Genomic DNA, 24,800 nt, shown 5'->3' with positions numbered 1-24,800 from the left:
GGCTGTTGACCCGCTATTCCGCCCGGCTCTACAGTCCGCCTGATATTTATCGGCATTTCCCTGAAACTTTCATTCCGGATGCCATAGGAGCACCGTGCGCGCCTTACGAGCCCTGGTGGTCGCCGCCCTGTTATGCCTCGTGCCGGTGCCGCCGGCGCACGCGGCGGACCTCACGTACGACTTCGAGGACGGCACCGCCCAGGGATGGGGGCCGCGCGGCGACGGCGTCACCGTCACGGTGACCCAGGACGCGGCCCGCACGGGATCGGGCGGCCTCGCGGTGAGCGGCAGGACCGATACCTGGCACGGCGCGTCCATCGCCGGCCCCTTCGTCAGGGGCGTCGGCTACACCGTCACCGCGTACGCCAGGCTGGCCGCGGGGCAGCCCGCGAGCACGCTCGCGATGACCGTGCAGCGCACGCCGACCGGCGGCGAGACCACGTACGAGCGGGTCGCGGCGGCCACCGTCACCGACGGCGCGTGGGTGCGGCTGTCGGGCAGCTACCTGTTCACCGCCGAGTCCACCGACGTGCAGCTCTACGTCGAGAGCTCCGACGCCACCTCCCAGTACTACCTGGACGACCTCGTCCTCAGCCCGCTCGGCGACCCCACCCGCGAGCCCGTCACCAGCGACTTCGAGGACGGCACCGCGCAGGACTGGTCACCGCGCGCCTCCGCCGTCCTGGAGACCGGGACGACCGCGCACGGGGGCACCCGGGGCCTGGCCGTCGCCGGCCGCTCCGCCTCCTGGGACGGCCCCGCGCTCAACGTGCTCGGCCGCATGGGCAAGGGCGACAAGTACGCCCTGTCGGCCTGGGTCCGGCTCGGCCCCGACACCGCCTCCGGCAGGCTCGGCCTGTCGATCGAACGCCGCACCGGCGGCACCCCCAGCTACGAGCGCGTCGTCGCGCCCAAGGACGTGCCCGCGGGGGAGTGGGTCCAGCTCGCGGGCACGTACACGCTCGCCCACGACGTCGACTTCCTCAGCGTCTACCTCGAGTCCGACACCGGCACCTTCCCCTTCCACCTCGACGACTTCACGATGACGTACGTCGAGCCCAAGCCCATCCAGACCGGCATCCCCTCGCTCAAGGACGAGGTGCCGTTCACCATGGGCTCGGCCTTCACCCGCCCCGAGACGCTCGGCGTGCACGGCGAGCTGCTCGCCAAGCACTTCAACGGCGTCACCCCCGGCAACGAGCTCAAGTGGGACGCCACCGAGCCCCGCGAAGGGGAGTTCACCTTCACCGACGGCGACCACCTGGTGAACTTCGCCACCGAGCACGGCATGACCGTCCGCGGCCACACCCTCGCCTGGCACAGCCAGACCCCTGACTGGGTGTTCGAGAACGCCACCAAGGAGGTGCTGCTGCAGCGCCTGGAGCGGCACGTGCGCACGCTCGTCACCCGCTACAAGGGCCGGATCGCCGCCTGGGACGTGGTCAACGAGGTCGTGGACGAGAACCAGCCGGACGGGCTGCGCCGCTCCAAGTGGTACGAGATCGCCGGGCTCGACTTCATCCGCACCGCCTTCCGCGTCGCCCGCGAGGCCGACCCGGACGCCAAGCTGTTCATCAACGACTACAACACCGAGTTCCCGCGCAAGCGCGAGGCCCTGTACAAGCTGGTCGAGCGGCTCAAGGCCGAGGGCGTGCCGATCGACGGCGTCGGGCACCAGCTCCACCTCAACATCGAGCAGCCGCCCGCCTCCGCTGTCGAGGCCACCATCGAGCGCTTCGCCGCGCTCGGCCTGGACCAGCAGGTCACCGAGCTGGACGTGAGCATCTACACCGACTTCGTCTCCTCCTACGACACGATCCCGCCCGAGCTGCTCGTCCAGCAGGGACACCGGTACAAGGAGCTGTTCGACGTCTTCCGGCGGCAGGCCGGCAGTCTGAGCTCGGTCACCGTGTGGGGCGAGTCGGACGACGTGAGCTGGCTGCGCTCCTGGCCGATCCCGCGGCTCAACGCGCCGCTGCTCTTCGACGACGACCTCCAGGCCAAGCCCGCGTACTGGGGCGTCGTGGACCCGTCCAGGCTGGAGCCGTTCGTCCGCGAGCTGGAGGCGCCCGCCGCGGCCGTCAAGGTGGACGGCAGGCGCGACCTGGAGTGGGACCTGCTGCCGGACGCGCCGCTCGCCCGCGTCGGCGACGTCTCCGCCGGCTTCCAGGCCCGCTCGTCCGCCGCCGGCCTGTACGTGCTGGCCGAGGTGACGGACCCGGCCGTGTCCGCCGGCGACCGGGTCACGTTCACCGTGGACGGCCGCACGCGCGCCCTCGGCCGGAACTCCCCCGGCGTGCGCCGCACCGCCACCGGCTACCGGGTCGAGGCCCTGCTCGGCAGCGGCACGGACGTCGAGGTCGCGGTGCACGACCGCGGCACGCGCACCACCTGGACGGGCGAGGTCACCCCCGTCCCCGCCGTCAAGCGCGCCACCGCCCCGCGCCGCCCGGCCCCCGTCCTGGACGGCGCCGTGGACCGGCTGTGGTCGGGCGTTCCCGAGCTGCGCACCGGCACCTGGATCCAGGGCGAGTCGGGCGCCACCGCCAAGGTCCGCGCCCTCTGGTCGGGCTCGACCCTGTACGTCCTGGCCCAGGTCACCGACCCCGCGCTGAGCGAGGAGTCCGCCGACCCGTGGGCGCAGGACTCCGTCGAGCTCTTCGTGGACCCGGGCAACGGCAAGACCAAGGGGTACGAGGACGACGACGGCCAGTACCGGGTGAGCTTCTCCGGCCGGGTCACGGTCGGCGGCACGTTCGACGCGTCGGGCGTCAAGGACAACGTGCGGGCGGCGGCCGTGACGGTGCCCGGCGGGTACGTGGTGGAGGCGGCCATCGAGCTGCCCACCGTCACCCTGGGGGAGGGGACGCTGCTGGGCTTCGACGTCCAGGTCAACGACGCGACGGGCGCGGCCAGGACGAGCGCCGTGACCTGGAACGACGCCACCGGCCGCGGCTACCTCGACACCAGCCACTGGGGCGTGCTCCGCCTGGCAGGGTAGGCGCGTCCCTGATCGGCCGGGCGCGCGGGAGCACCCGGCCGATCGGCGCTCACCCGATCCAGTCGTGCCCGGCGGGGGCGACACCACCGTCGTAGTGTCCGGCGGGAGCCACGCTGTCGTGGTAACCGGCGGGGGCGACCCCGCCGTCGATGTGCCCGGCGGGGGCGACACCGCCGTCCACGTGCCCCGCGGGGGCGACGCCGCCCTCGAAGTGGCCGGCGGGGGCGATGTTGTCGTGCTGGCCGGCGGGCGCGGTGCTGCCCTCGAAGTGGCCGGCCGGGATGACGCTGTCGTGGTAGCCGGCGGGAGTGGTGTTGCCCTCGTGGTGGCCCGCCGGCGTGGACAGGCCGCCGCCCGCCGCCCAGGCGGCGCCCGCGAAGGCGCCGGCGATCAGGGCCGCGCCCGCTGCGAAGATCGTGAGTGCTCTCGTGCTCCTCATCGTGTTCCGTTCCCCGTTCGACGGTCGATCGTGCTGACCGTGCCACCCCATCAGGCCGCGGCTTCAGATCGGTTGCAGCCCGGCGTCACCGCTGCTCCTCACCCCCCGGAGGTGCCGCCCGAACACGGCTCTGGCAGGGTTCAGGCATGAAGATCTGGGAGGGAGATCCGATGATCCGCAACCCCGTCCTGCCCGGCTTCCACCCGGACCCGTCCATCCTCCGCGTCGGAGCCGACTACTACCTGGCCACCTCGACGTTCGAGTGGTACCCGGGCGTGCTCGTGCACCACTCGCGCGACCTGGTCAACTGGCGTCCCCTGGGCGGCATCCTGACCGAGCGCCGGCTGCTCGACCTGTCCGGCGTGCCCGACTCGGGCGGCGTGTGGGCGCCCGACCTGACGTACGCCAACGGGCTGTTCCACCTGGTCTACAGCGTGATGGACACCTACGCGCACGGCTACAAGGACGTCGCCAACTACCTCGTCACCGCGCCCGCCGTCGAGGGCCCCTGGTCGGACCCGGTGCGGCTGCCGGGGCGCGGGTTCGACGCGGCGCTCTTCCACGACGACGACGGCACGGCGTACCTCCTCAACATGGTCTTCGACTCCCGCCCCGGGCGCGGCTTCTCCGGCATCGAGCTGCAACCGCTGAACGGCGGCACGCCGAGGCTCATCCTGGAGAACCGGAGCATCACCGAGGGGCCGCACATCTACCGGGTGGACGGCTGGTACTACCTGATGGTCGCCGAGGGCGGCACCGGTTACGAGCACTGCGTGAGCGTGCTGCGCTCGCGCTCGCTGGAGGGCCCGTACGAGGCCGACCCGGCGGGGCCGATGCTCACCTCGCGCCACGATCCCGGCCTGGAGCTGCAGAAGGCCGGGCACGGCTGCCTGGTGCGGACGCAGGGCGGCGAGTGGTACCTGGCGCACCTGGCCGCCCGGCCGTACTCGCCGCGCGGGCGGTGCGTGCTGGGCAGGGAGAGCGCGATCCAGCGGGTCGAGTGGCAGGACGGCTGGCCGCGGGTGGCCGGGGGAGTGCCCGCCGTCGAGGTGCCCGCTCCCGATCTCGAACCGCACCCCTGGCCCGCCGAAGACGGCGGATGGAGCACGCTGCGCCGGCCGGCCTCGCCCGACTGGGTGCGGTTCGAGGGCGGCCGGGTGACGGTCAGCGGCGGGCAGTCCCCGTACGGGCGGCGCGCCCCCAGCCTGGTCGCGCGCCGGGTGACGGCCCAGCGGTGCCGCTTCGGGACGGGCGTGACGTTCGAGCCCGGCAGCGTGCACCAGTCGGCCGGGATCACCGCGTACTACAACTCCCGCAACTGGTACCACCTCGCGCTGACCACCGACGGCGTCGTCCTGACCGGCAGCGACCGGGGCGCCCGCACCGTGCACTTCACCGCCGCCGGCACCGCGAGCCGCCTGGAGCTGGAGCTCGACGGGCCGATCCTGCGCTTCTCCTACGATGGCCACGCCATCCCGGTCGAGCTGGACGCCACGATCCTGTCGGATGAGCACGCCGACGAGATCATCGACGGGCAGATCCGCTCGTTCGGCTTCACCGGCGCGTTCGTCGGCCTGTGGGTGCAGGACCTGGCGGGCGAGGGCTGCGAGGCCGTGTTCGAGGACCCGGCCTATCAGTTGGCGGACGGTGTCGCGGAGGTGGCGGCGCAGGGCGGCGCGTAGGGGCGGCCGGGCAGGTACCTGGCCCACTCCGTCCTGCTGATCGAGGTGCCCGACGCCTCGCAGACGTTCGCGGACGCCTGCTCCACGTTCAGGCCCCAGAGCTGGGCGGCGCTGCCGGACGCGGCGGCCAGCACGGTGCCGTCGGGGCCCAGCTCCACGTCGCCCGACGCGCCCCGGCCCGCGAACACCGCCCAGAGCGCCGGACGGGCCGGCGTGACGACGTTCCACACCTGGACGGTCATGTCCTGGGAGGCCGTGACGAGCGTGCGGTCGTCGCCGCTGAAGGCGACGGCCGACACGGCCGCGGAGTGACCGGGCAGGTCGGCCAGCTTCTTCGCGGAGGCGGGCGCGGCGACGTCCCACAGCCGGGCCGTGCCGTCGCTCGACGCCGTGGCCAGCGTCTTGCCGTCACGGCTGAACCGAAGGTCGAGCACGCTGCCGGTGCCCGCGGCGAACGTGGCCAGGGCCCGCGGCTCGGCCGGCTTGGAGACGTCCCACAGCCGGACGGACCCCGTGCCGGAGCCGGTCGCCAGCGCGCGGCCGTCGGGCCGGAACACGGCCTTGGTCACCCGCCTGTCGGCGGCGCCGACCGTGGCGACCTGCTTGGGGCTGGACGGGGTGGCGACGTTCCACAGCAGCGTCCTGCCGTCGCGCCCGGTCGTCACCACCATCTTGCCGTCAGGGCTGAACGCGGCCGAGCGCACGCCGTCCGTGTGACTCGTCAGCGTGCCGAGCAGCTTCGGGGCCGTCGTCTCCGAGACGTCCCAGATCCTGGCCGTCTTGTCGTCGGAGGCCGTGACCACGCGGGTGCCGTCGGGGTTGAACGCGACCGACTGGACCTGCCCGGTGTGCCCGCTCAGCGTGGACTCGGGCGTGGCCACCGCCGGGTCCGAGATGTTCCAGAGCCTGACGGTCTCGTCGTCGGAGGCGGTGGCCAGCGTGGCGCCGCCCTTGGCGATCGCGACCCCGTTGACCTGGCCGGTGTGCAGGCCGAGCCGGGCGAAGGGGGAGGTGCGGGAGGTGTTGGTGACGTTCCACAGCCGGGCCACGCCGTCGACGGCGGAGGTGAGGAGGTTCTGGCCGTTCGGGCTGAACGCCACGCCCGTCACGGCGTCGGGGAACCCGGCCAGGGTGGCGGTGCCCTCGGGCTCGCGCGGGTTCTCCACGCTCCACAGGCGGACCGTGGCGTCGGCGGAGGCGCTGGCCAGGACGGCGCCGTCAGGGCTGAACACCACGTCGTCCACCGCGCCGGAGTGCCCGCTCGCCGTGCCGACCAGCTTGGTCGCGGCGATGTCCCAGAGCTGGACCTTGCCGGTGGCGGAGGAGGAGGCCAGGTAGCGGCCGTTCGGCGCGAACGTCACGCTCCTGACCGCGCCCTCCGCCGAGGTGAGCGTGGCCAGGACGGCCGGCTTCGCGGGGGTGCGCACGTCGAGCAGGCTGATCGTGCCGCCCGTGGAGGCGAGCGCCACCAGGCGGCCGTCCGGGCTGAAGGCCGCCCTGGTGGGGTCGGAGTTCTGCGTCACCACGGAGATCTGGGCGGGCTTGGCCGGGTCCTGGACGTTCCACAGCCGCATGGTGCCGTCGGTGGAGGAGGTGGCGAGCAGGTTGCCCTCCGGGCTGAACGACACCGCGCCGACCTGCTCCTTGTGGCCCTTGAGCGTGGCCAGGGCGCGCGGCTTGGCGGTGTCGGAGACCTCCCACAGCCGGGCGGTGCCGTCGGCCGAGCCGGTCGCGAGCACCTTGCCGCTCTTGCTGAACGCGACCGCGAGCACGCCTCCGGTGTGCCCCTTGACGACGCCCAGGCTCTTGGGCCGCAGGGAGTCGGTGACGTTCCACAGCCGGGCGGTGGTGTCGCCGGAGGCGGTCACGGCCACGCGGCCGTCGGGGCGGTAGGCCACCCGCTCGACCGGGGCGGTGTGGCCGGTCATCCGGGCGCCCACCGGGCGGGAGAGCGAGCCGAGCAGCGCGCCCCGCGCCTCCGGGGTGGCCGAGAGGCGGTAGGCGGCCAGCGCGAGCTGCGAGGCGAGCGAGCTGTCCCTGCTCGTGGTGGCGGCCGCGGCGACCTGGCGGGACAGGGCCTGGTCGCGCTGGGCGCCCGCCTCGCCCGCCAGGCGGGTGGACCCGCTGTTCTGGACGAGCGCCACGATGGCGCCGGTGGTGGCCACGAGCAGGAGCAGGCCGAGGGTGGCGATGGCGCCCCGGATGATCTGGGAGCGCCGGCCTTGCCGGCGGCGGGACGCGTCGAGGAACTCCCGCTCGACGGGGGTGATCGCGCCGCTCGCGTCCCTGGGCGCCCCGGCTCTGGGAGCCGGCGCGGCGGGGGCGCTCGCGGCGGGCAGCGCGGCCACCGCGGCCTGGGCGGTGGCGAGGCGGTCGTCGGTGTACAGGTACGAGGTGTCCTGCCCGTCCCGCTGCCACATCTCGGCGTCCTCGGCCAGCCGCCGCCGCACGAGCAGCCCGGCCCGCGCGGTCTCGGCCCAGTTGCCGAGCCGGGGCCAGGCGCGGACCAGCGCCTCGTGTGCCAGCTCCGCCTGCTCGCCGCCGTCGGCGACCGTCACCGTGACCAGCCGCGCCCGTACGAACTCGGCCAGCACCTGCCCCTCGACGGAGGCGGAGCCGGAGCTCAGCTCGGCGACGGGGACGCGCCGCCGCAGGGCCCCGGCCTGCGGGTCCACGTGCACCAGTGGCACCAGCAGGCCGCGCGCGACCGGCTCGGACTCCGCGCCGAGCCGCCGCAGCGTCTCCTCGCCGCTCAGCGCCACCGCCCGCGCGACGCCGCCCGCCGAGCGGTATCCCGCCATCGTGAGCACCCCGCCCGACCGCCGCTGCCAGGTGGCCAGCAGCGCGTGCGACAGCAGGGGGAGCAGGTCGTCGGCGCCGGACAGTGCCTGGACGTCCTCCAGGATCAGCTCGGTGAGCCCGGCTTCGAGCGAGAGCCCGGAGCCGGTGGCCGGCTCCTCGATCACGCGGCGCAGCTCGGCCGGGGTCATGGGGGCGACGATCTCGGGCCGCCGCATCGTCTCCAGCAGGCCGGGATAGGCCGCGCAGCGGGCGAAGAAGTCGCCGCGCACGGCGATCACCACGGCGGCCGAGCCGGACAGCTCGACGAGCGCCTCCACGAAGCGCCGCCTGGCCAGCTCGTCGGCGCACAGCGTGAACAGCTCCTCGAACTGGTCCACCACCACGAGCGTGCGTGCCGGCAGCCCGCGCCGGGCCGCGCCGGGGTCCGACTCGATGACCGCGCGCAGCCGTTCGGGGTCGCCGCCGCCCAGCGCCGCCAGCTCGCGCGCCAGCGCGGCCACCGGCAGCGCGCCGGGAGTCAGCACGACGCTCCTGCCGAGGTCCTCCTTCAGCGCCGGGATCAGGCCCGCGTGCAGCAGCGACGTCTTGCCGCAGCCCGACGGCCCGGTGACGACCAGCGGGCCGCCCGCCTCGAACGCCTGCGACCCGATGACCACCGGCGGCCCCGCCGACCTGAGCGCCTGCCTGGCCCGCGCGGCCAGCGACCTGGTGGCCTCCTCGCGGCCGAAGAACAGCCTGGCCTGGTCCCGCCCGTACGCGGCCAGCCCCCGGTAGGGGCTGTTCAGGTCGCCCGGCGCGCTCATCGGCGGGCCGGAGCGCTGGGCGGCCTGGTGGGCCGGGTTGACCGCGAGCGGCGGCAGCTCCTTCAGCTCGCCCGCCTGCCGCCTGGGCCGCGGGAACCCGGCGGCGGGCATCGTCCGCGCCAGGTGGTGGTGCACGTGGTCCAGCGTGAACGCCGCGGGCCCCGCGGGGTCGCCCTCGTTCAGCAGCCTGAGCAGCGCTCCGCTGAGCGCCGTGTGCCGGACGCCGGGCAGCGCCCAGGAGTTCTCGTCCTTGCTGGCCGAGGTCAGCACGTACGCGCCGCGCCAGGAGGAGTCGAACGTCTGCTCCATGGCCTTGGCGGGCACCGGCCGGTTGCCACTGGTGAAGCAGCAGTCGAGCACCACGACGACGTGCTCCGCCCGCGACGACCCGAGGATCTGGCGCACCATCGAGTACGGCAGCGCCTGGTAACCGGGCACCCCCTGCCCCAGGTCCACCGTCGCCCGCGTCGCCAGGTGCAGCTCGTTGTCCGGGCCGAACAGGGCATGCCCCACGAAGTGGAACATCAGCACGCCCGTGGCCTCGCGGGCCGCCCGCTCCAGCACCTCGCCCAGGTTGGCGGGGGTCGCCGGGTCGAGCAGCACGGTGAGGTGCTGCGGGGCCAGGCCCGCCCGCTCGACCAGGCACTGGCCGAGGTCGTTGACGGTGGCGGGCACGGCCGGCACCTGGGGCAGCCGCGACGTGGGCCGGTGCGCGCCGGTGCCCGCCACCACCACCCTGGCGCCCTCGGACGCCAGCAGCAGAGGTGGATCGTTCCGGCGGGCAGGCCGTACGACCCGGGTCCTCTCGAGCGTCGTCGAATCGTCCTCGGTCATCCGGCGCTCCACGGGCGTGGGGGTTCTGGCAGATCGGCGTTGTTCAGGTTACGCAGATCGGCGTGGCACCGTCGAGGCCGGATTCGGCGCATTCTGCTAGATCGCAGGCCACTATCTCGGTAGAGATCGCCACATAAGGGGGCAGATCATGACAGTGGCGTTCGTCACTGGCGCCTCACTGGCTGAAGTAGTGGCCCGCGTCGAGGTCGGCGAGGAGGCCGGGCCGTTCGGGACGCCAGTCGAGCAGCTTCCTGGTCAGCTCGCCGGAGGCGGGGAGGTCCAGCGTGAGGTAGGCGCTCAGCCAGCCGAAGTGCCCGCCCGCCTCCGCCACCGGGATCGACTGCACCGGCAGCCCGAGCCGCCGCCCCATCACCCCGGCGAGGTCGCGCACGTTCACCCCCTCCTCGGCGACGGCGTGCAGCCGCGCGCCGGCGGGCGCCTGCTCCAGCGCCAGGCGGTAGAGCCGGGCCACGTCCAGCACGTGCGCGCTCGACCAGCGGTTGGAGCCGTCGCCCGGGTACGCGGCCACGCCCTTCTCCCTGGCGATGCCGATCGCGACCGCGAGGAACCCGTGGTCGCCCTCGCCGTGCACCAGCGGCAGCCGCAGCACCGACACCCGCACCCCGCGCGGCACGAACGACAGCGCAACCGCCTCGGCGGCGCCCCGCGGCGAGTGCGTGCCCGGCTCGTCCTCCTCCGTCCCGACGCGGCCGGGCGGCAGCAGGCCGGTCCCCGACGTGACGACGAACGGCCGCCCGGATCCCGCGAGCTCCTCGCCGAGTGCTGCGATGGCCCGCCGGTCCGTCTCGTTGGCGGCCTCGAAGTTCCCGAAGTCGTGGACGAACGCCAGGTGGATGACGCCGTCGGCGCCTGCCGCGCCGCTGCGCAGGCTGCCGGCGTCGTCGAGGGCGCCGCGGTGCGGCACGGCCCCCGCGGCCTCCAGCGCGGCCGCCCCCTCGTCGCTGCGGGCCAGGCCGGTGACCTGATGCCCGGCCCCGATCAGCTCGCGGACGACGGCGGACCCCACGAAACCGGTGGCACCGGTGACGAAAACACGCATGTGAAACTCCTTCAGCAGTGAGCCTCCATCGTCCGAGCGCGCGGCCCGCGGCGTCCAAAGCCTGTTCCGCATCCGGCAATACGCTTCAGGCATCACCGCAGTACGCTGGACGCATGTCGGACGCCCCGGACCTCGACCTGCGGCTGGTGCGTTACTTCACGGCCGTCGCCGAGCACCGGCACTTCGGCCGCGCCGCCGAGGCCCTGCACATCACCCAGCCGTCCCTGAGCCGGCAGATCCGCAGCCTGGAGCGGCAGCTGGGCGCCCGCCTGCTCGACCGCACCCCGCGCGGCACCCGGCTCACGGAGGCGGGCGAGGTTTTCCTGCCCCGCGCGACGGCGCTGCTCCGCTCGGCCGCGCGGGCGGCCGCGCAGACCCGCGCCGCCGCCCGGCCCAGCCGGTTCACGGTCGGCTACACGTTCGGGCTGATCGTCACGCCCGCCGTCCGCGAGCTGCGCCGCCTGCACCCGGACGCCGACGTCCGCACCCTGCACGTGCCCTGGAACGAGCCGCGCGCCGCCCTGCTCGACCACCGGATCGACGCCGCCGTGACCCGGCTGCCCCTCGTCACCGACGGCCTCGACGTGACCGTCCTGCACGCCGAGCCCCGCGTGCTGATGGTCGCGCTCGACCACCGCCTGGCCGGCAGGGAGTCGGTCACGCTCGACGACATCGCCGACGAGCCGCTGCCCCGGCTGGCCGAGCCCGACCCGGCCTGGGAGGCGTTCTGGCGCATCGACCCCAGGCCCGACGGCAGCCCGGCCCCCGACGGCCCGGTCATCGAGTCCGTCGAGGACAAGTTCGAGCTGATCGCCACCGGCGAGGCCGTGGCCATCGGGGCCTCGCCGCACCTGGCCCGCTTCCGCCCCGACATCACCGCCATCCCGCTGCGCGGCGTGGAGCCGAGCCACGTGGTGCTGGCGACCCGCGCGGGCGACCGCAACCGGCTCGTGGCGGCCTTCAGAGCGGCGCTCACCAGTTCGCGGGCAGCCCCGGCGTCGTCGGAGGCAGCGGATGCTGCGGCGGGTGGATGACGTACGCCACGCCGCCGCTGCTGGCGCTGCGCAGCCACACCTGCTCGAAGTCGGCGCGCGGATAGACGCGCCGCACCGCCGCGTTGCCGGACGAGGCCGGGTCGTTGGCGATCACGTCGCCTGTCGCGGTGAAGCCGACGACGGCCATCAGGTGGCCGTCCGTGCCGTACCCGGCGCCGGGCAGCTCGCCCTTCTTGAACGACTGCGAGGTGATGACCGGCACGCCCGCCTTGATCAGCAGCTCCAGCTCGGTCAGTGAGCGCAGCCGGGTGACGAACCCGTCCATGCCGTACCGCCCCGCGTAGGCCGTGTTGAACGGCCAGTTGCCGGTGCCGTCGTAGGCGTGGTCGAAGGTGTGGCGGGCGGCGTAGTCGACCTCCGGGTCCGGGTCGGCGGGGTCCACCCAGGAGGTGTCCTGCTCGCTCGGCCACCTGTCCCAGTAACCCAGCACCATGGTCGTCGAGGTGGGGCTGCACCAGGCCTCGCCGCCGCCGTTCCACTCGGGGTAGTGGCCCAGGTGCACGTTCTGGGAGCGGCGCGGCACGGCCAGCTCCGTGCCCCACGCGCCGCCGCCGGGGCTGACCGGCACGGTCTTGCGCTCGGGCACGTTCGAGCTCATCACGCCGGACGTACGCACGCGCGGCGTCACCGCGGAGCCGGGGCTGCGGTAGAGGGTCAGGCGGAGCTGGTAACCGCGCAGGGGCTTGCCCGCCGCGGCGACCAGCGTGTCCACGGCCACCGACGCGTCCGCGTCGCCCTGGCCCGGCACGGAGGTGCGCAGGATGTCGCCCTCGGCGTAGGACCAGCGGCCCAGCGAGTACCACTTGGTCAGGCCCTCCACGTTCCTGCCGCGGGCCTCGACCTGGATCCAGCTGCCCTGCGGCACGTCCGCCGTCCAGGACGCGATCAGCTCGGTGGCGCCGAACCCGATGTCCCGCTCGGGGCCGGTCCAGCGGGCGTACTCCCAGGTCTTGGTGCCGAGCGCGTCGGTGTAGGTCATCGTCCCCGCGGCCTGGCCGAACGCCAGCCCGTCGCCGGCCGTGGTGCCCTCGGGGGTGCCGGAGGAGAAGTCGGCCCGCTGGTAGACGACGTCGGGGACGACCGGGGCCGCCGGTTTCGTCCCCGCGGTGGTGTCGGTCATGGACGTGAGCAGGAGCATGGCGGACAGGACCACGGACAGCGCAGGCATGAACCCACCTTCCAGGAACGCGCTCGATGGGCCCGACCCTAAGCTCGGCGGCCCTGGCAAAGCATCGGGAGATCTACGTAATCGGCCGTCTTCCCTGCTTGCATGGAGGGCACGATGCTTACCCCCGGATTACCCCCGTGAAATGAGATGGTTATGCGGAAATATGTGATCATGGGCGTGCAGGGCAGTGGCAAGGGCACCCAGAGCGCCCTGCTCGCCGGCGACCTCGACCTGGTGCACATCAGCGTCGGCGACATCTTCCGCTGGCACGTGAAACACCACACCAAGCTCGGCGCCCAGGTCCGCCGCCTGGTGGCGGCGGGCGAGCTGGTCGGCGACGACCTCGTGGAGGACGTCGTCAGGGACCGCCTCCAGCTCCACGACTGGAACTACGGCTTCGTCATCGACGGCTTCCCCCGCAACCGCCGCCAGGCGGAGTTCTTCCTGGAGAGCTACGACCTCGACGGCGTGATCCACCTCGACCTGCCGGACGACGAGGTCCGCCGCCGCGTCCTGGCCCGCCGGCTGTGCTCGCGGTGCGGCATGGACTACAACCTCATCGCCCACCGGCCGGAGGTGGAGGGACGCTGCGACGTGTGCGGCGGCGACCTGGTCACGCGCGCGGACGACACGCCGGACGCGCTGGCCCGGCGGCTGGCCGACTACCACGGCAAGATCGACCCGGTGATCGAGCTGTTCAGGCGGAAGGAGTACGTGATGACGATCGACGCGCGGGCCGACAAGACCACCGTCCAGCGCGCCATCCGCACCCGCTTCAACCTCCCGCCGTACCTGCCGTCGGACGCGCGCGTGTCCGGCTAGCTCCGCCGTCGGGCGCGCGCGTGTCCGTGTCCGGCTGGTTGCGCCGTCGGACGCCCGGGTGTCCGGCTGGTTCCGCTGCCGGACGCCCGCGTGCCCGGGCGGTTGCGCCGTGGCCTCAGCAGGTGCGCAGCATGTTGAGCAGGGCCGTGCGCTCGGCGCGGGTCACGAAGAGGCGGTAGTGGTGCTTCACCGTGATCCACGAGGTCGCGTACCGGCACCAGTGGGCGCGGCGCTGCGGGCGCCAGCTCTGCGGCCCCTGCCCGCCCTTGGCGATGTTGGCCGAGTGGCTGACCGTGATCAGCTCGGGCCGCCTGAGGTCGGTGGCGAAGGCGCGCCGCTTGGCCGCGCTCCACCGCTTGGCGCCCGAACGCCAGGCGTACGACAGCGGCACCACGTGATCCACGTCCACATATTTCTCGCTCTTGAGCACCTTGCCGTCGTACGGGCTGTACCAGCTGCCCTTGACCGGGTGGCAGGAGGCGTTCCTGCGTACCTTGCGGCCGTCGCGGGCCAGGACCTTCTCGCGGGTGCTGCACCTGGCCTTGTGCTGCCCCTTGGCGGACTGGAAGCGCTTGCGGCTGTAGCCGCGGATCGATAACGCCCTGGCGACCTTGAGTTTTGCCAGCATGCGCCGGGCGAGCGCCGCCGAGTCGCTCACCCGCCTGGTGCGCGTCGCGTCGGTCACCCGCCTGGCGTGCGTCGCGTCGCTCACCCGCCTGGCGTGCGCCACGTCGGTCACCCGTCCGGCATGCGTCGCGAAGTTGCTCACTCGCCAGGCGCGCGTCGCGGCGTCGCTCACCTGCCTGCCGCGCGTTGCGGAGTCGGCCTGGCTCTGGCTGCGCTTGCGCGGCTCGGCCTCGCCGAGCGCGGCCTGCGGGGCGGTCAGGGTGGTGGCGGTGATCGGGAGGAACACGAGGACGAGCACGGCGACGTACGCCGCCCGCCGCAGGGAGATCATCGTTTGACCCATACCACCGGCGTCCCCCAAACTCGGCGGACATATTCCGGCGATTCGCCCGACAAATACCGCATAATCATATTCTTTTCTCATATCAGCATCAGCAAAAACGATTTCCCGTGTCGTCGTACCTGTGGAATCCTTGCCTTGGCTGAGCTGCGGGGGAAAGGGGTAGACAATGGCGGGCGGCAGCGCGATCCAAGAGCAGAGAACACCGGGGAACGGCGGCGGGAAAAAGCGTAACAGCGGCGCGGTCCGGGCGACGATCGGCACCATACTCGCCGCCGTACTGGGCCTGGTGAGCAGCTTCGGCCTCGCCGGCCTCGGCCTCGACGCGTACGGCCCCGCCCTGACCTGGGTCGTCATCGCCTGGACCCTGATCGGGATGGTGATCGTCGGCCTCTGGCCGGTCCTGAAGGGCATCGAACGCACCAGACCCCGCATCGTCCTGGCCTGCGGCACCTTCGCTGCCCTGACCGCGCTGTCCGCCTGGGCCGTGGTGCTGGGCAGGCCGGGCGACGGCATCGACCCCATCGCCCACGGCTGCCGATACCTCAACGGCACCCATCAGATCTCCGCCAGCTCCGATATCGCCAGAAGCTGGGGGATAATCGGAAATTTCACCCTCGTCCACAATCCACACCCCAAATGCGGAGTGGTCTGGGCACAGTTCCTCACGCCGAAGGACGAGCACATGAAGCGGCCACCGTTCCGTGACATGAGGATCGCCTCGATCTCCCTCGACATCGTGCGCAGAACCCCAGCGGGCCGCCAGACCCGCACCTGGAACTACGACACCGCTCCCGCGAGCGAGGTGGACAACCGCGACATCTGGACACCGGCGCTCCGCCTCGAGGACGGCGTCTACGAGGCCAACCTCAGCATCCTGTTCGCCGGCGGCGAGCCCGCGAACGTCCACCTCACCTGGAACACCGACAAGCCCTCGATCATCGGCCCAAGCGACGCCTGACCGGCCCAGACCCTGCTGTCCACCCAACCCGGCACCGTCACGGAACTCCACTCCCAGCACAGGGAAGCTTTCCGTAAGCATGGAAATAATCAACAGTCACGCACATCGACCGCAGAAGCGTCCGTATGTCAGCCATATTCCCCGAATATTCCGAGATTGTATAAAGTCTGGTCGCGCAAACTCGAGAACCGCCTGGAAGAGATTCTCGGCCTGACCGGTCGGCTGATTGCCCGTCCAGGAACGCCTTGCATGGTGAAGGAGAACCAAGTGCGACCCCTCACGCGACTCCGGATTCCCGCGATCGGAGCGGCTCTCACCGCCACCCTCGGAGCCGGCCTGCTCATGGCGCCCGCCGCACACGCCGCGCCCGACCAGAAAATCAGCTACGTCAAGCGAATCCGGCCGGTCCAGTCCGTGAACACCTATGTCACGATCAAGGACCATGTCGGCCGCAAGTACCCGATCAAGGTGACCACCACCTGGGCGTACAAGTCCCCCAGATCCGCGCAGCTCCGGTCCATAGTGATCCGCGAGAACGGCTTCCCCAGGGGCAAATGCATCTTCCCGGACCTCTACTTCGCGAACGCGAACGACTGGGAAGCCCAGCGGGGCAGATACGGCAAGATCTGCGACGGCGGATCCAAGGCCTATTCGGTCATGAGAACGATCAGAGTCATCAGCGGCAGAAACCTCGGCCAGCTCTGGATCCGCACTCCCAACCCGAGCCACCCTGGCTGCTGTGGAGCGCGGCAGTACACCATCCAGTACAACATCGCGAGGCCCTGATGCGACCCGGGCCGAAGCTGGTTCGTGCCCTCGAAGATCTGCATGATCTCTGACCCCTGGCCCAGGCATGTCAACGTGCCGAGAGGGCGCTCGCGGATTTTGGAGTAGTGAACCGATCTCGCTCGCCGGAGGAGATCAGAAGGGCACTGGCGGTCGCCATGAATGAGGCGTCCCGGGCACGTGGAATTTTCTTGAGCAATGGACGTGCCTACCTGGAAGGGAGGGTCCGCGTGACCCACCAGAGGTCGCCCGCACCACCATCAAACCCATCGCACGGTTCAAAGTCCGCGGGCCCCCGCACCCACGGAAGATCACATCGGGGCGCATAGAACTGCGTCATGGATCCGCAGAAGGTTCAGCTGATGATCGCGGGAAACGAATGTCGGGGCGCCCGCGTACCTTCCACACCGTGATCTCTTATGTGACCGGCGACGCGACCCATCCCCACGGCCAGGGGTCAAAGGTCATCTGCCACGTGTGCAACAACATCGGAGGCTGGGGCAAGGGCTTCGTCCTTGTCCTCTCCCGGCGCTGGCCACAGCCGGAAGCCGACTACCGAGCCTGGCGCCGCTCTGGTGACGACTTCCAGCTGGGTGCGATCCGGCTGGTGCAGGTCGAGCCTCAGCTATGGGTCGCGAACATGATCGGCCAGCACGGCATCCGCCAATCAAGGACAGCCCGCCCATCCGCTACGACGCCCTGGATCGCTGCCTGTCCACTCTGGGCGACGAAGCTCTGAACCTCCACGCGAGCGTCCACATGCTACGGATCGGCGCTGGTCTCGCGGGCGGCTCTTGGGAGCGGATCGAACCGCTTGTCCTCAAGCCATTCGCCTCCCGAGCCGGATCTGGCGCACGGGTCCTGAGACCTGAAAACGCGTGAGTCCCAGGACATTGGTGAGAGATGCCGTTTCTGTCCGAGGGGTGGTCACCGGCGTTGATGGCCATTCGCGGTCCTGCTTGATCGCCAATGTGGTGCTGTGGGCCATTAGCCGGGCGGTCTTGCTGGCCTTTGTCAAAGGGTCGCGGGGCGTTTGCATTTCAGATGGGATTGGACATGTGGGTGGCCCATGACGAGAGCGCCCCGCCGCACCAAGGCTGGACATGGCCGTGCCGGCCGGCCGGTTCTTCGCTGGACTGGCTACCGGGCGTCAGTGGTGCGCGGCTTAGGACGTGAGCCCTGGAACTTGAAGTGGCGCTTACACATCTTTCTCATCCCGCCGGAGTGTAGCCGGTAAGTGCCACCAGGGAAGCTGGCAGTGAGCTCGAGATGCCCGCCGATGGCCTCCACATAACGGGCAATCACATCCACCGACGAGACTTCACCACGTTCGATCTGAGAGACACGCGCCTTCGTCACGCCCATCAAGGCAGCCACCTCGTTCTGCGTCAGAGCGGCGCTCTTGCGGCGCTGGGCAAGCTGCCAGGCATCGATGAAATCGTCGACCATGCGGCGGGTCTCGGCAAGGGCTTCCTCCCCTCCGGCCTGCTCAACATGCTTGGTGCGGTCCCACTTCTTGAATGTCGTCATTGGTTCTGCCCCTCCGCTTCTGCGCGCTCCTTCAGGTAAGTTTCGTACAGCCCCTCCGCGTGCGGTATGGCCTCCTCATACCAGCGGTTAGGGTCTCGAGGGCTCGCCTCGATCTTGTCTGCGGCGACGAGGACGATGGCGTCCCGTCTGGGGTCGAAGACGAACAGCAGTCGAAGTGCGCTACGTCGGGTGGACCGGGGGCGCAGTTCTTTCAGGTTGGCGATACGCGAGCCGTTCACCTTGCCCACGAGTGGCCTGCCCAGCGCAGGACCGTTCTCCGCAAGCCGATCGAGCGCATCGATGACGAGCCGATGCGATTCTGGGTCAAGGTCGCTGATCCAGGCGTCAACCTCGTCGGTGACATAGATGCTCCACTCGTCCTGCACGCCTCAAGTATAGGGAACCCTTTACCTCCAGGTGGTGACTGCAAACGCCAGGTCACTTCCGACGAGCGCCTGGCCGAGCGGGAGGAAGCGCTGGGATTCAGGTCACTCACAGAGAAGGGACGGAACAGTGATCAATCCAGCCTGGAGACACCCCGCCCACCAGGCACAGGCAAGCGGGGTTTTCGTATGGTCAGACGCTACTTGGCGAGGTGACGGCTGATCACCAGCCGCTGGATCTGGTTCGTCCCCTCGAAGATCTGCATGATCTTCGCCTCGCGCATATACCGCTCCACCCGAAACTCCCGCGTATACCCATACCCCCCCAGCACCTGCACAGCATCCGTAGTCACCTTCATGGCAGCATCCGTAGCCACCAACTTCGCGACACTCGCCTGCCGGCTGTAACCCAACCCCGCATCCCTCCGCCGAGCAGCATCCAGGTACGTAGCCCGCGCACTGTCCACCGCCGCCGCCATATCAGCGAGCAGAAACCCCACCCCCTGATGATCGATGATCTTCTTCCCGAACGTCTGCCGCTCCTTCGCATAGGAGACGGCCTCGTCCAGGGCAGCCTGCGCGAGGCCGGTGGCGCAGGCGGCGATGCCGAGGCGGCCGGAGTCGAGGGCGCTGAAGGCGATCTGCAGGCCCTGGCCCTCCTCGCCGATCAGCCGGTCGGCCGACAGGACGGCGCCGTCCCAGTGCGCGCTGGTCGTCGGCACCGCGTGCAGCCCCATCTTCTCCTCGGGCCGCCCGAACGTGAGGCCGGAGGCCGTCCCGGGGGCCAGGAAGCAGGAGACGCCGCGCGAGCCGGTGCCCGTGCGGGCGAACAGGGCGTAGAAGTCGGCGATGCCGCCGTGCGTGATCCAGGCCTTGTTGCCGGTGATGCGGTAGCCGGCCTCGACCCGTTCGGCCTTGCAGGCGAGCGCGCCGGCGTCGGAGCCGGCCTGGGGCTCCGAGAGGCTGTAGCCGCCGATCAGGTGGCCGGCCAGCATGTCCGGCAGCCACCTGTCGCGCTGCTCCTGCGTGCCGTACGCGAAGACGGGGAAGCAGGCGAGCGTGTGCACGCTGGTGGCCACCGCCACGGCGGCCCAGCGCATCGCCAGTTCCTCGAGCACCTGGAGGTACACCTCGTACGGCTGCCCGCCACCGCCGTACTCCTCCGGGTAGGCCAGGCCCAGCAGCCCGGCCGAGCCCAGCGTGGCGAACAGCCCCTCGGGGTACGTCTCCGCGCGCTCGTGCTCGTCCACCCGGCGCGCCAGCTCCTTGTCGGCGATCTCCCTCGTCAGCTCGATGAGATCCTTGGCGTCCTGGTCGGGCAGCAGGCGGTCGACTGTCACGATCACTCCCTCAGAGGTTTTCCAGGGCCTTCCTGGCGCGTTCACGGAACTCGGTGACCCGGGCGAGCTTGATGTCCTCGTACCCGCGGATCAGGTCCGGCAGGCCCGCGAGCTCCTCGACGGCGGCGGCGGTGCCGGGGGTGAGCCGGTCGAGTGCCGTGCGTACGAGGTCGCGGTACTCGGGGATCAGCTCGCGCTCGACCCGCCGCACCCCGGCGCGCCCGAACACGTCGAACGCGGTCCCGCGCAGCACGCGCGCGGCCCGGAGCCCGCGGAACAGCACTCCGGCCGAGCGGCGGACCTTGATCTTGCGCTTCATGCCCATCGCGCGCAGCACCGGCGGGTGCAGCAGCACCGACACGACCGCGTCCGCGCCGAACTCGCGCTCGCGCCGCGCCTGCTCGGCGGGGTCGAGGTGGAGGCGGGCGACCTCGTACTCGTCCTTGTAGGCCATCAGCTTGTGCAGCCCGCGGGCGTAGGCGAGGGCGATCGCGGTGCCCGCCTCCTCGCCTGCCCGTTCGGTGGCCAGCGCCCGGACGTGGTGCACGTCGTCGGCGTAGGTACGGGCGTAGGTCGCGTTCTGGTAGCCGGTCAGGTCGGCCACCCGGGTGGCGATCACGTCGTCCAGGCTTGCCTGGGACTCCTCTTCGGCGTCTCCGAGGAGCGCCCGGCGTACGGCCTCGGGGTGGGAGACGGCGGCGCGGCCCCAGTGGAAGGCGGCCAGGTTCTGCTCGACGGAGGCCCTGTTGAGGGTGACGGCCCGCTCGATCGAGGCGGCGCTGACGGGCAGGCAGCCGTGCTGGTAGGCGGCGCCGAGCAGCAGCAGGTTCGCCGGCATGTGGTCGCCGAACAGAGCCTCGGACAGCGCGTGCGCGTCCACGCAGATCTGCTCGCGGGTGGCCGTCTCCACCCGCGACACCGCGGCGGCGTGACCCGGTACGGGCACCCGCCCGGTGACCATGGCGGCGGTGGGCACCACGGAGGTGTTCAGCACGGCGACCGTGCGCTCGGGCGAGGCCACGTCCAGGGTGGTGTCGGCCGCGGCCCCGAGCACGTCGAACCCGATGAGCACGTCGGCGCTGCCGCGGGAGGCGCGTACGGACCCGCTCGGCGCCCGCTTGCCGATCCGCACGTCGCTGACCACCGGCCCGCCCTTCTGTGCCAGGCCGGTCTGTTCGAGGCCCGCCGCGTGCAGGCCGTCGAGGTGGGCCGCCATCTGCAGGATCTGCGAGACGGTGACCACGCCGGTGCCGCCGATGCCGGGCATCCTCACCAGCACCTCGTCGCCGTGGCACGGGACCGGCTCGGGCGGCCGCACGGGCAGCGGCGCCGTCCTGGGTGCCGTGGTGCCCGGCTCGACCAGCAGGAACGACGGGCAGTCGCCCTTGAGGCAGCTCTCGTCGGAGTTGCAGGAGGCCTGGTGAATGCGGGTCTTGCGGCCGTACTCGGTCTCGACCGGCTGGACGGACAGGCACGTCGAGACATCACCGCAGTCGCCGCAGCCCTCGCAGACCCGCTCGTTGATCACGACCTTCCGCGTGGCGGCGGGCACCTTGCCGCGCTTGCGCAGCCTGCGCTCCTCGGCGGCGCAGCGGTCGTCGTGGATGAGCACGGTCACGCCGCCGAGCGCCGCCAGCTCCCGCTCGACCTCGGCGAGGTCGTCGCGGTGGCGCACGGAGGTGATGGGCGACAGCCGCACCCCGCGGTACGTCGCGGGCTCGGGCGTGGTGACCACGATCCGGCGCACGCCCTCCACGGCCAGCTCGTGGGTGAGCGCGGGCACGTCCAGGCGGCCCTCGGCGCGCTGGCCGCCGGTCATGGCGACGGCGTCGTTGTAGAGCAGCTTGTACGTCATCGACACCCCGGCAGCGACGGCGGCCCTGATCGCCAGGGAGCCGGAGTGGTGGAAGGTGCCGTCGCCCAGGTTCTGCACGAAGTGCCGGTCCTCGGTGAACGGCGACAGCCCGATCCACTGGGCGCCCTCGCCGCCCATCTGGGTGATGCCGACCTGGGTGCCGCGCCCGTGCCCGTCCAGCGCGATCATCGCGTGGCAGCCGATGCCCACGCCGACCAGCGTGTCGTCGGCGGTGCGGGTGGAGGTGTTGTGCGGGCAGCCCGAGCAGAAGTACGGGGTGCGCGCCGCCACCACCGGCAGCAGGCCGCGCCGCCGGGCCGCCTTCCTGGGCGGTTCGAGGCCGAGGCAGGTGGCGATGGCCTTGGCCACGTCGTCGGCGCCCAGGGTGCCGCGGGCGGTGAGCAGCTCGCGGCCCACGACGGCCGGGGTGTGCTCGCCGCCGTACAAGGCCTGCTTGAGCTGCCCCTCCAGGAACGGCACCTTGTCCTCGACGACCAGCACCCTGTCCAGGCCCGCGGTCATCTCGGCCAGCTCGGCGGGCGCGACGGGGAACGGCATGCCGAGCCTGATCAGCCGCAGCCCGGCCTCCTCGGCGTCCAGGCCCAGGTCCTCCAGCGCCCGCTCGACCACGGCGTACGTGGCGCCGGACGCCAGGACGCCCAGGGTCGTGTTGCGCGCGCCAGCCGTGACGCGGTTCAGGCCGTGCGCGCGGGCGTACTCGCGGGCCAGGTCGAGGCGGCGGGTGAGCATGTCGTGCTCGGCGTCCAGGGCGGCGGGGCCGAGCAGGATCGGCGAGGGCCCCCGGGAGCCGCCGGCGGGGACGGGGACGCCGGCGCGCAGCGGGCCCAGGTCCACGGTGGCGGAGGCGTCCGCGATGTCCGCGACGATCTTCAGCCCCACCCACAGGCCGCTCGCCCGCGACATGGCCACCGCGTGCAGCCCGAACTCGATGATCTCCGCCACCGAGCCGGGCGCGAGCAGCGGCATGGACAGGCTCTGGCACATCGGCTCGGACGAGCTGGGCAGCGTGGAGGACTTGCAGCCGGGGTCGTCGCCGATCCAGGCCACCGCGCCGCCCAGCGGGGCCGTTCCCGCCGTGTTCGCGTGCCTGATGGCGTCGGCCGCCCGGTCGAGGCCGGGGTTCTTGCCGTACCAGAAGCCGATCACGCCGTCGTGCCGCCTGCCCGGCACCTGCTCCAGGAGCTGCGTACCGGCCACGGCAGTGGCCGCCAGCTCCTCGTTCAGGCCGGCCTGGAACACCACGCCCGCCTCGTCCAGGAACCGCTTCGCCCGGCCCATCTCCAGGTCCACGCCGGCCAGCGGCGAGCCCTGGTAGCCGGAGACGTACGCCCGCGTGTCCAGGCCACGCGCCTGGTCCAGGCGGCGCTGCTCCAGCGTCAGGCGGACCAGGGCCTGGATGCCGGAGATGAGCACCCGGCCGTCGAGCGCGGTGTACTTGTCGTCGAGCGACACGGGGGCGGGAGTCTCGCTCACGCTCACGCGGACCTCCTGGGTGTCGTACGTGCTCGCTTGGTGATTCCCAGCACAGCAACGCGGGCATGACATGCGCAAGTATTAGATGAGAAAGTGGGCTGAAGACGCAAACAATATGAGTTCATGGGCTTCGTGGACGAGGTTATTTGCGCCTGAAGGAGGTGTTCTCCGTGCCTGATCTGGACGAGATCGATCATCGAGTGCTGCGGCTCCTGCGGGAGGACGGGCGCCGGACGTTCTCCGAGATGGCCGAATGTATCGGGCTGTCGGTGGCGGCGGTCAAGCGGCGGGTGGACCGGCTCAAGGACCTGGGCGTGATCACCGGCTTCACCGTGCAGATCGACTACGCCAAGCTGGGGTGGGGCATCGAGGCCTTCACCGAGCTGCGCTACCCCGGCACCACGCCGGTCACCGAGATCATCCGCACCGCCACGGACGTGCCCGAGGTGCAGGAGGTGTTCACGATCGCGGGGGACCCGGACGCGCTGATCCACGTACGCGTGCGCGACCTCGGGCACCTCCAGCAGGTCATCGACCGGCTGCGCAGGGCCGGGGACGTCACGGGGACGAAGACGCTGCTCGTGCTGGGCACGTGGACCCGGGACTCGCCGGTGCCGTGACAGGCCCGTCAGCTGTCCGGCCCGGGCTCGTCGCGGCGGGAGAAGTAGCGTACGAGCAGGCCGATCGCCAGCAGCACCGCGACGCCGAGGCCGAGCATCCAGACGGAGGCGCCCGTCAGGGGCAGCTCGGGGGTCGTGTGATGGGCGGGCGGCGGCACGTCGTTCCTGTCGGCGGCGGAGGCGGCGGCCTTGCCGGTGGCCGGGGTGGGCTCCGGGCTCGCGTCGGCGACGACCTCGGGCTCCTCGTCGCGCCCGGGCTTCCCGGGGCTCCTGGACGGTGCCGGGGCGGGCCGCTCCACCAGGGTCTCGGCGCAGGAACGGTTGTCGGAGGTGCGGTGCTCGCGGTCGCCGGTCCTGACAGTGGCGCAGTTCTCGATCACGCCGGTGGTGCGGGGGGTGACCGTGAACGTGAGCGTCCTGCTCTCGTTCGGGGGGAGCGGGCCGATGGGGCAGGAGAGGGCCGGGCCGCCCCCGGGGCACTCGGCGGGGCGGTCGGCGATCGTCGCGCGGGTGGGGTCGTGGACGGTGACGTCCGTGGCCTGTGACGGGCCGTGGTTGGTGACGGTCAGGGTGTAGGTGATCGTGCCGTCCGTGGACGCGGGAGCCGTCTTGGAGAGCTCGACGTCCGCCCTGGTCACGGCCTCCGTGGTGAGCTGGGCCGCGTCGCCGGGGACGCCGGGGGCGGTGACGTGGGCGCGGGTGGTCAGGGGCGTGCCGTCGCCGAGGGCGGGGTCGGTGGTGACGGGCAGCTCGTACGTGGTGCTGCGGCCGGCGGGGACCGTCAGGCCGGGGCCGCCGCAGGCGATGGTGCGGCCGGTGAGCGAGCAGGCGCCGGGTAGCCCGCCGGGGGTGAGGTTGTGGTCGAGGACGGCGGCGACGATGACGTCGTTCGCGTCCGTGTCGCCGGTGTTCGCGACGGTCAGGGTGTAGACGGACTCCGTGCCGATGATCACCGGGTCCGGGGCCACCCTGGCGGTGATGCGCAGGACGGCGCCGATGGGCGACGGGGAGGGGGCGGGCTCCTCCGGCAGGGGCGTCGGGCCGGGGCCCTGCGCCGGGTCCGGCCCCGGCTGCGAGTCCGGAGGCAGGGGAGCGCGACCCGGTGACGTGACCGGTGCGGCCCAGCCGCCGGCCAGCGCGGCGAGCGCGATGAGAGCCGCGATCCGGGGCCTGCCGCCCATGTCCTACCCCCACGTGG

18 protein-coding genes are annotated in these 24,800 nt (G+C 71.9%); 8 read left to right on the top strand and 10 right to left on the bottom strand.

The genetic code is table 11. From position 1 onward, the window contains the following. The first annotated feature begins 94 nt into the window (after positions 1-94). Positions 95-3,001: an endo-1,4-beta-xylanase gene (locus HD593_RS44390; protein WP_185108831.1), complete on the top strand. Its 2,907-nt coding sequence runs from the start codon at positions 95-97 to the stop codon at positions 2,999-3,001. A gap of 49 nt (positions 3,002-3,050) precedes the next feature. On the opposite strand, the gene HD593_RS44385 is transcribed toward HD593_RS44390, so the two are convergent. Continuing rightward, positions 3,051-3,440, bottom strand: a complete 390-nt coding sequence (locus tag HD593_RS44385) for a hypothetical protein (RefSeq protein WP_185108829.1) — start codon at positions 3,438-3,440, stop codon at positions 3,051-3,053. Between the two features lie 146 nt (positions 3,441-3,586). On the opposite strand from HD593_RS44385, the gene HD593_RS44380 reads away from it, so the two are divergent. Then, positions 3,587-5,122, top strand: coding sequence for a glycoside hydrolase family 43 protein (locus tag HD593_RS44380; protein WP_221525297.1), 1,536 nt, complete (start codon positions 3,587-3,589; stop codon positions 5,120-5,122). Here the strand turns inward: HD593_RS44380 and HD593_RS44375 are convergent. Both HD593_RS44375 and HD593_RS44370 read right to left on the bottom strand, forming a co-directional pair. After that, the gene (locus HD593_RS44375; RefSeq protein ID WP_185108827.1) at positions 5,074-9,561 is read right to left on the bottom strand and encodes a WD40 repeat domain-containing protein; all 4,488 of its coding nucleotides are present in this window, start codon (positions 9,559-9,561) and stop codon (positions 5,074-5,076) included. The genes HD593_RS44380 and HD593_RS44375 overlap by 49 nt on opposite strands. Before the next feature lie 175 nt (positions 9,562-9,736). After that, a complete protein-coding gene (locus HD593_RS44370) occupies positions 9,737-10,621 on the bottom strand; it encodes an SDR family oxidoreductase (protein WP_185108825.1) in 885 nt (294 codons plus the stop codon). A gap of 113 nt (positions 10,622-10,734) precedes the next feature. Here HD593_RS44370 and HD593_RS44365 point away from each other — a divergent pair, with 113 nt between their 5' ends. Continuing rightward, positions 10,735-11,655, top strand: coding sequence for a LysR family transcriptional regulator (locus tag HD593_RS44365; RefSeq protein ID WP_185108823.1), 921 nt, complete (start codon positions 10,735-10,737; stop codon positions 11,653-11,655). Here HD593_RS44365 and HD593_RS44360 read toward each other — a convergent pair. Further along, the gene (locus tag HD593_RS44360; protein ID WP_185108820.1) at positions 11,594-12,844 is read right to left on the bottom strand and encodes a peptidase C39 family protein; all 1,251 of its coding nucleotides are present in this window, start codon (positions 12,842-12,844) and stop codon (positions 11,594-11,596) included. The genes HD593_RS44365 and HD593_RS44360 overlap by 62 nt on opposite strands. A gap of 153 nt (positions 12,845-12,997) precedes the next feature. On the opposite strand from HD593_RS44360, the gene HD593_RS44355 reads away from it, so the two are divergent. Beyond that, complete coding sequence (locus tag HD593_RS44355) at positions 12,998-13,666, top strand: adenylate kinase family protein (RefSeq protein ID WP_185108819.1); 669 nt, start codon at positions 12,998-13,000, stop codon at positions 13,664-13,666. 115 nt (positions 13,667-13,781) lie between these two features. Here HD593_RS44355 and HD593_RS62630 read toward each other — a convergent pair whose 3' ends face one another. Further along, positions 13,782-14,624, bottom strand: coding sequence for an HNH endonuclease family protein (locus HD593_RS62630; protein WP_246547052.1), 843 nt, complete (start codon positions 14,622-14,624; stop codon positions 13,782-13,784). 178 nt (positions 14,625-14,802) lie between these two features. Here HD593_RS62630 and HD593_RS44345 point away from each other — a divergent pair, with 178 nt between their 5' ends. The 3 genes from HD593_RS44345 (at position 14,803) to HD593_RS44335 (ending at position 17,119) form a co-directional block, all read left to right on the top strand. Next, on the top strand, positions 14,803-15,594 hold the full coding sequence (locus tag HD593_RS44345; RefSeq protein ID WP_185108818.1) for a hypothetical protein: 792 nt from the start codon (positions 14,803-14,805) through the stop codon (positions 15,592-15,594). Positions 15,595-15,750: 156 nt separating this feature from the next. Continuing rightward, positions 15,751-16,380, top strand: a complete 630-nt coding sequence (locus HD593_RS44340) for a hypothetical protein (protein ID WP_221525296.1) — start codon at positions 15,751-15,753, stop codon at positions 16,378-16,380. A gap of 409 nt (positions 16,381-16,789) precedes the next feature. Continuing rightward, positions 16,790-17,119 (top strand): macro domain-containing protein, encoded by a 330-nt coding sequence (locus tag HD593_RS44335; RefSeq protein WP_246547050.1) that lies wholly within the window; start codon positions 16,790-16,792, stop codon positions 17,117-17,119. A 401-nt stretch (positions 17,120-17,520) separates the two neighbouring features. On the opposite strand, the gene HD593_RS44330 is transcribed toward HD593_RS44335, so the two are convergent. From HD593_RS44330 to HD593_RS44315, 4 genes are all read right to left on the bottom strand, one after another. Further along, positions 17,521-17,910, bottom strand: coding sequence for a helix-turn-helix domain-containing protein (locus HD593_RS44330; RefSeq protein WP_185108815.1), 390 nt, complete (start codon positions 17,908-17,910; stop codon positions 17,521-17,523). Further along, the gene (locus HD593_RS44325; RefSeq protein WP_185108813.1) at positions 17,907-18,296 is read right to left on the bottom strand and encodes a type II toxin-antitoxin system RelE/ParE family toxin; all 390 of its coding nucleotides are present in this window, start codon (positions 18,294-18,296) and stop codon (positions 17,907-17,909) included. Before HD593_RS44325 ends, HD593_RS44330 begins: the two co-directional genes overlap by 4 nt. 197 nt (positions 18,297-18,493) lie before the next feature. Further along, the gene (locus tag HD593_RS44320) at positions 18,494-19,633 is read right to left on the bottom strand and encodes an acyl-CoA dehydrogenase family protein (protein WP_185108811.1); all 1,140 of its coding nucleotides are present in this window, start codon (positions 19,631-19,633) and stop codon (positions 18,494-18,496) included. A gap of 10 nt (positions 19,634-19,643) precedes the next feature. Continuing rightward, on the bottom strand, positions 19,644-22,988 hold the full coding sequence (locus HD593_RS44315) for an indolepyruvate ferredoxin oxidoreductase family protein (protein ID WP_312904148.1): 3,345 nt from the start codon (positions 22,986-22,988) through the stop codon (positions 19,644-19,646). Positions 22,989-23,152: 164 nt separating this feature from the next. Between HD593_RS44315 and HD593_RS44310 the strand changes: the two genes are divergently transcribed. Further along, positions 23,153-23,602 carry an Lrp/AsnC family transcriptional regulator gene (locus HD593_RS44310; protein ID WP_185108807.1) on the top strand — a complete coding sequence of 150 codons (450 nt, stop codon included), beginning with the start codon at positions 23,153-23,155 and terminating at the stop codon, positions 23,600-23,602. An 8-nt stretch (positions 23,603-23,610) separates the two neighbouring features. Here the strand turns inward: HD593_RS44310 and HD593_RS44305 are convergent, their stop codons facing one another. Then, positions 23,611-24,783 carry a DUF7507 domain-containing protein gene (locus HD593_RS44305; RefSeq protein WP_185108805.1) on the bottom strand — a complete coding sequence of 391 codons (1,173 nt, stop codon included), beginning with the start codon at positions 24,781-24,783 and terminating at the stop codon, positions 23,611-23,613. Positions 24,784-24,800: the final 17 nt, after the last annotated feature.

The organism is Nonomuraea rubra, assembly GCF_014207985.1.
GTDB classification, from domain to species: Bacteria; Actinomycetota; Actinomycetes; order Streptosporangiales; family Streptosporangiaceae; genus Nonomuraea; species Nonomuraea rubra.
The sequence above is the reverse complement of the archived record's forward strand: the minus strand, read 5'-3'. Positions and strand labels throughout refer to the sequence as shown.

Excerpts from the sequence above, each read along its gene's own strand:
- HD593_RS44385 (WP_185108829.1), bottom strand. The coding sequence starts at position 3,440 with ATGAGGAGCACGAGAGCACTCACGATCTTCGCAGCGGGCGCGGCCCTG.
- HD593_RS44380 (WP_221525297.1), top strand. The coding sequence starts at position 3,587 with ATGAAGATCTGGGAGGGAGATCCGATGATCCGCAACCCCGTCCTGCCC.
- HD593_RS44375 (WP_185108827.1), bottom strand. The coding sequence starts at position 9,561 with ATGACCGAGGACGATTCGACGACGCTCGAGAGGACCCGGGTCGTACGG.
- HD593_RS44370 (WP_185108825.1), bottom strand. The coding sequence starts at position 10,621 with ATGCGTGTTTTCGTCACCGGTGCCACCGGTTTCGTGGGGTCCGCCGTC.
- HD593_RS44365 (WP_185108823.1), top strand. The coding sequence starts at position 10,735 with ATGTCGGACGCCCCGGACCTCGACCTGCGGCTGGTGCGTTACTTCACG.
- HD593_RS44360 (WP_185108820.1), bottom strand. The coding sequence starts at position 12,844 with ATGCCTGCGCTGTCCGTGGTCCTGTCCGCCATGCTCCTGCTCACGTCC.
- HD593_RS44355 (WP_185108819.1), top strand. The coding sequence starts at position 12,998 with ATGCGGAAATATGTGATCATGGGCGTGCAGGGCAGTGGCAAGGGCACC.
- HD593_RS62630 (WP_246547052.1), bottom strand. The coding sequence starts at position 14,624 with ATGATCTCCCTGCGGCGGGCGGCGTACGTCGCCGTGCTCGTCCTCGTG.
- HD593_RS44345 (WP_185108818.1), top strand. The coding sequence starts at position 14,803 with ATGGCGGGCGGCAGCGCGATCCAAGAGCAGAGAACACCGGGGAACGGC.
- HD593_RS44330 (WP_185108815.1), bottom strand. The coding sequence starts at position 17,910 with ATGACGACATTCAAGAAGTGGGACCGCACCAAGCATGTTGAGCAGGCC.
- HD593_RS44305 (WP_185108805.1), bottom strand. The coding sequence starts at position 24,783 with ATGGGCGGCAGGCCCCGGATCGCGGCTCTCATCGCGCTCGCCGCGCTG.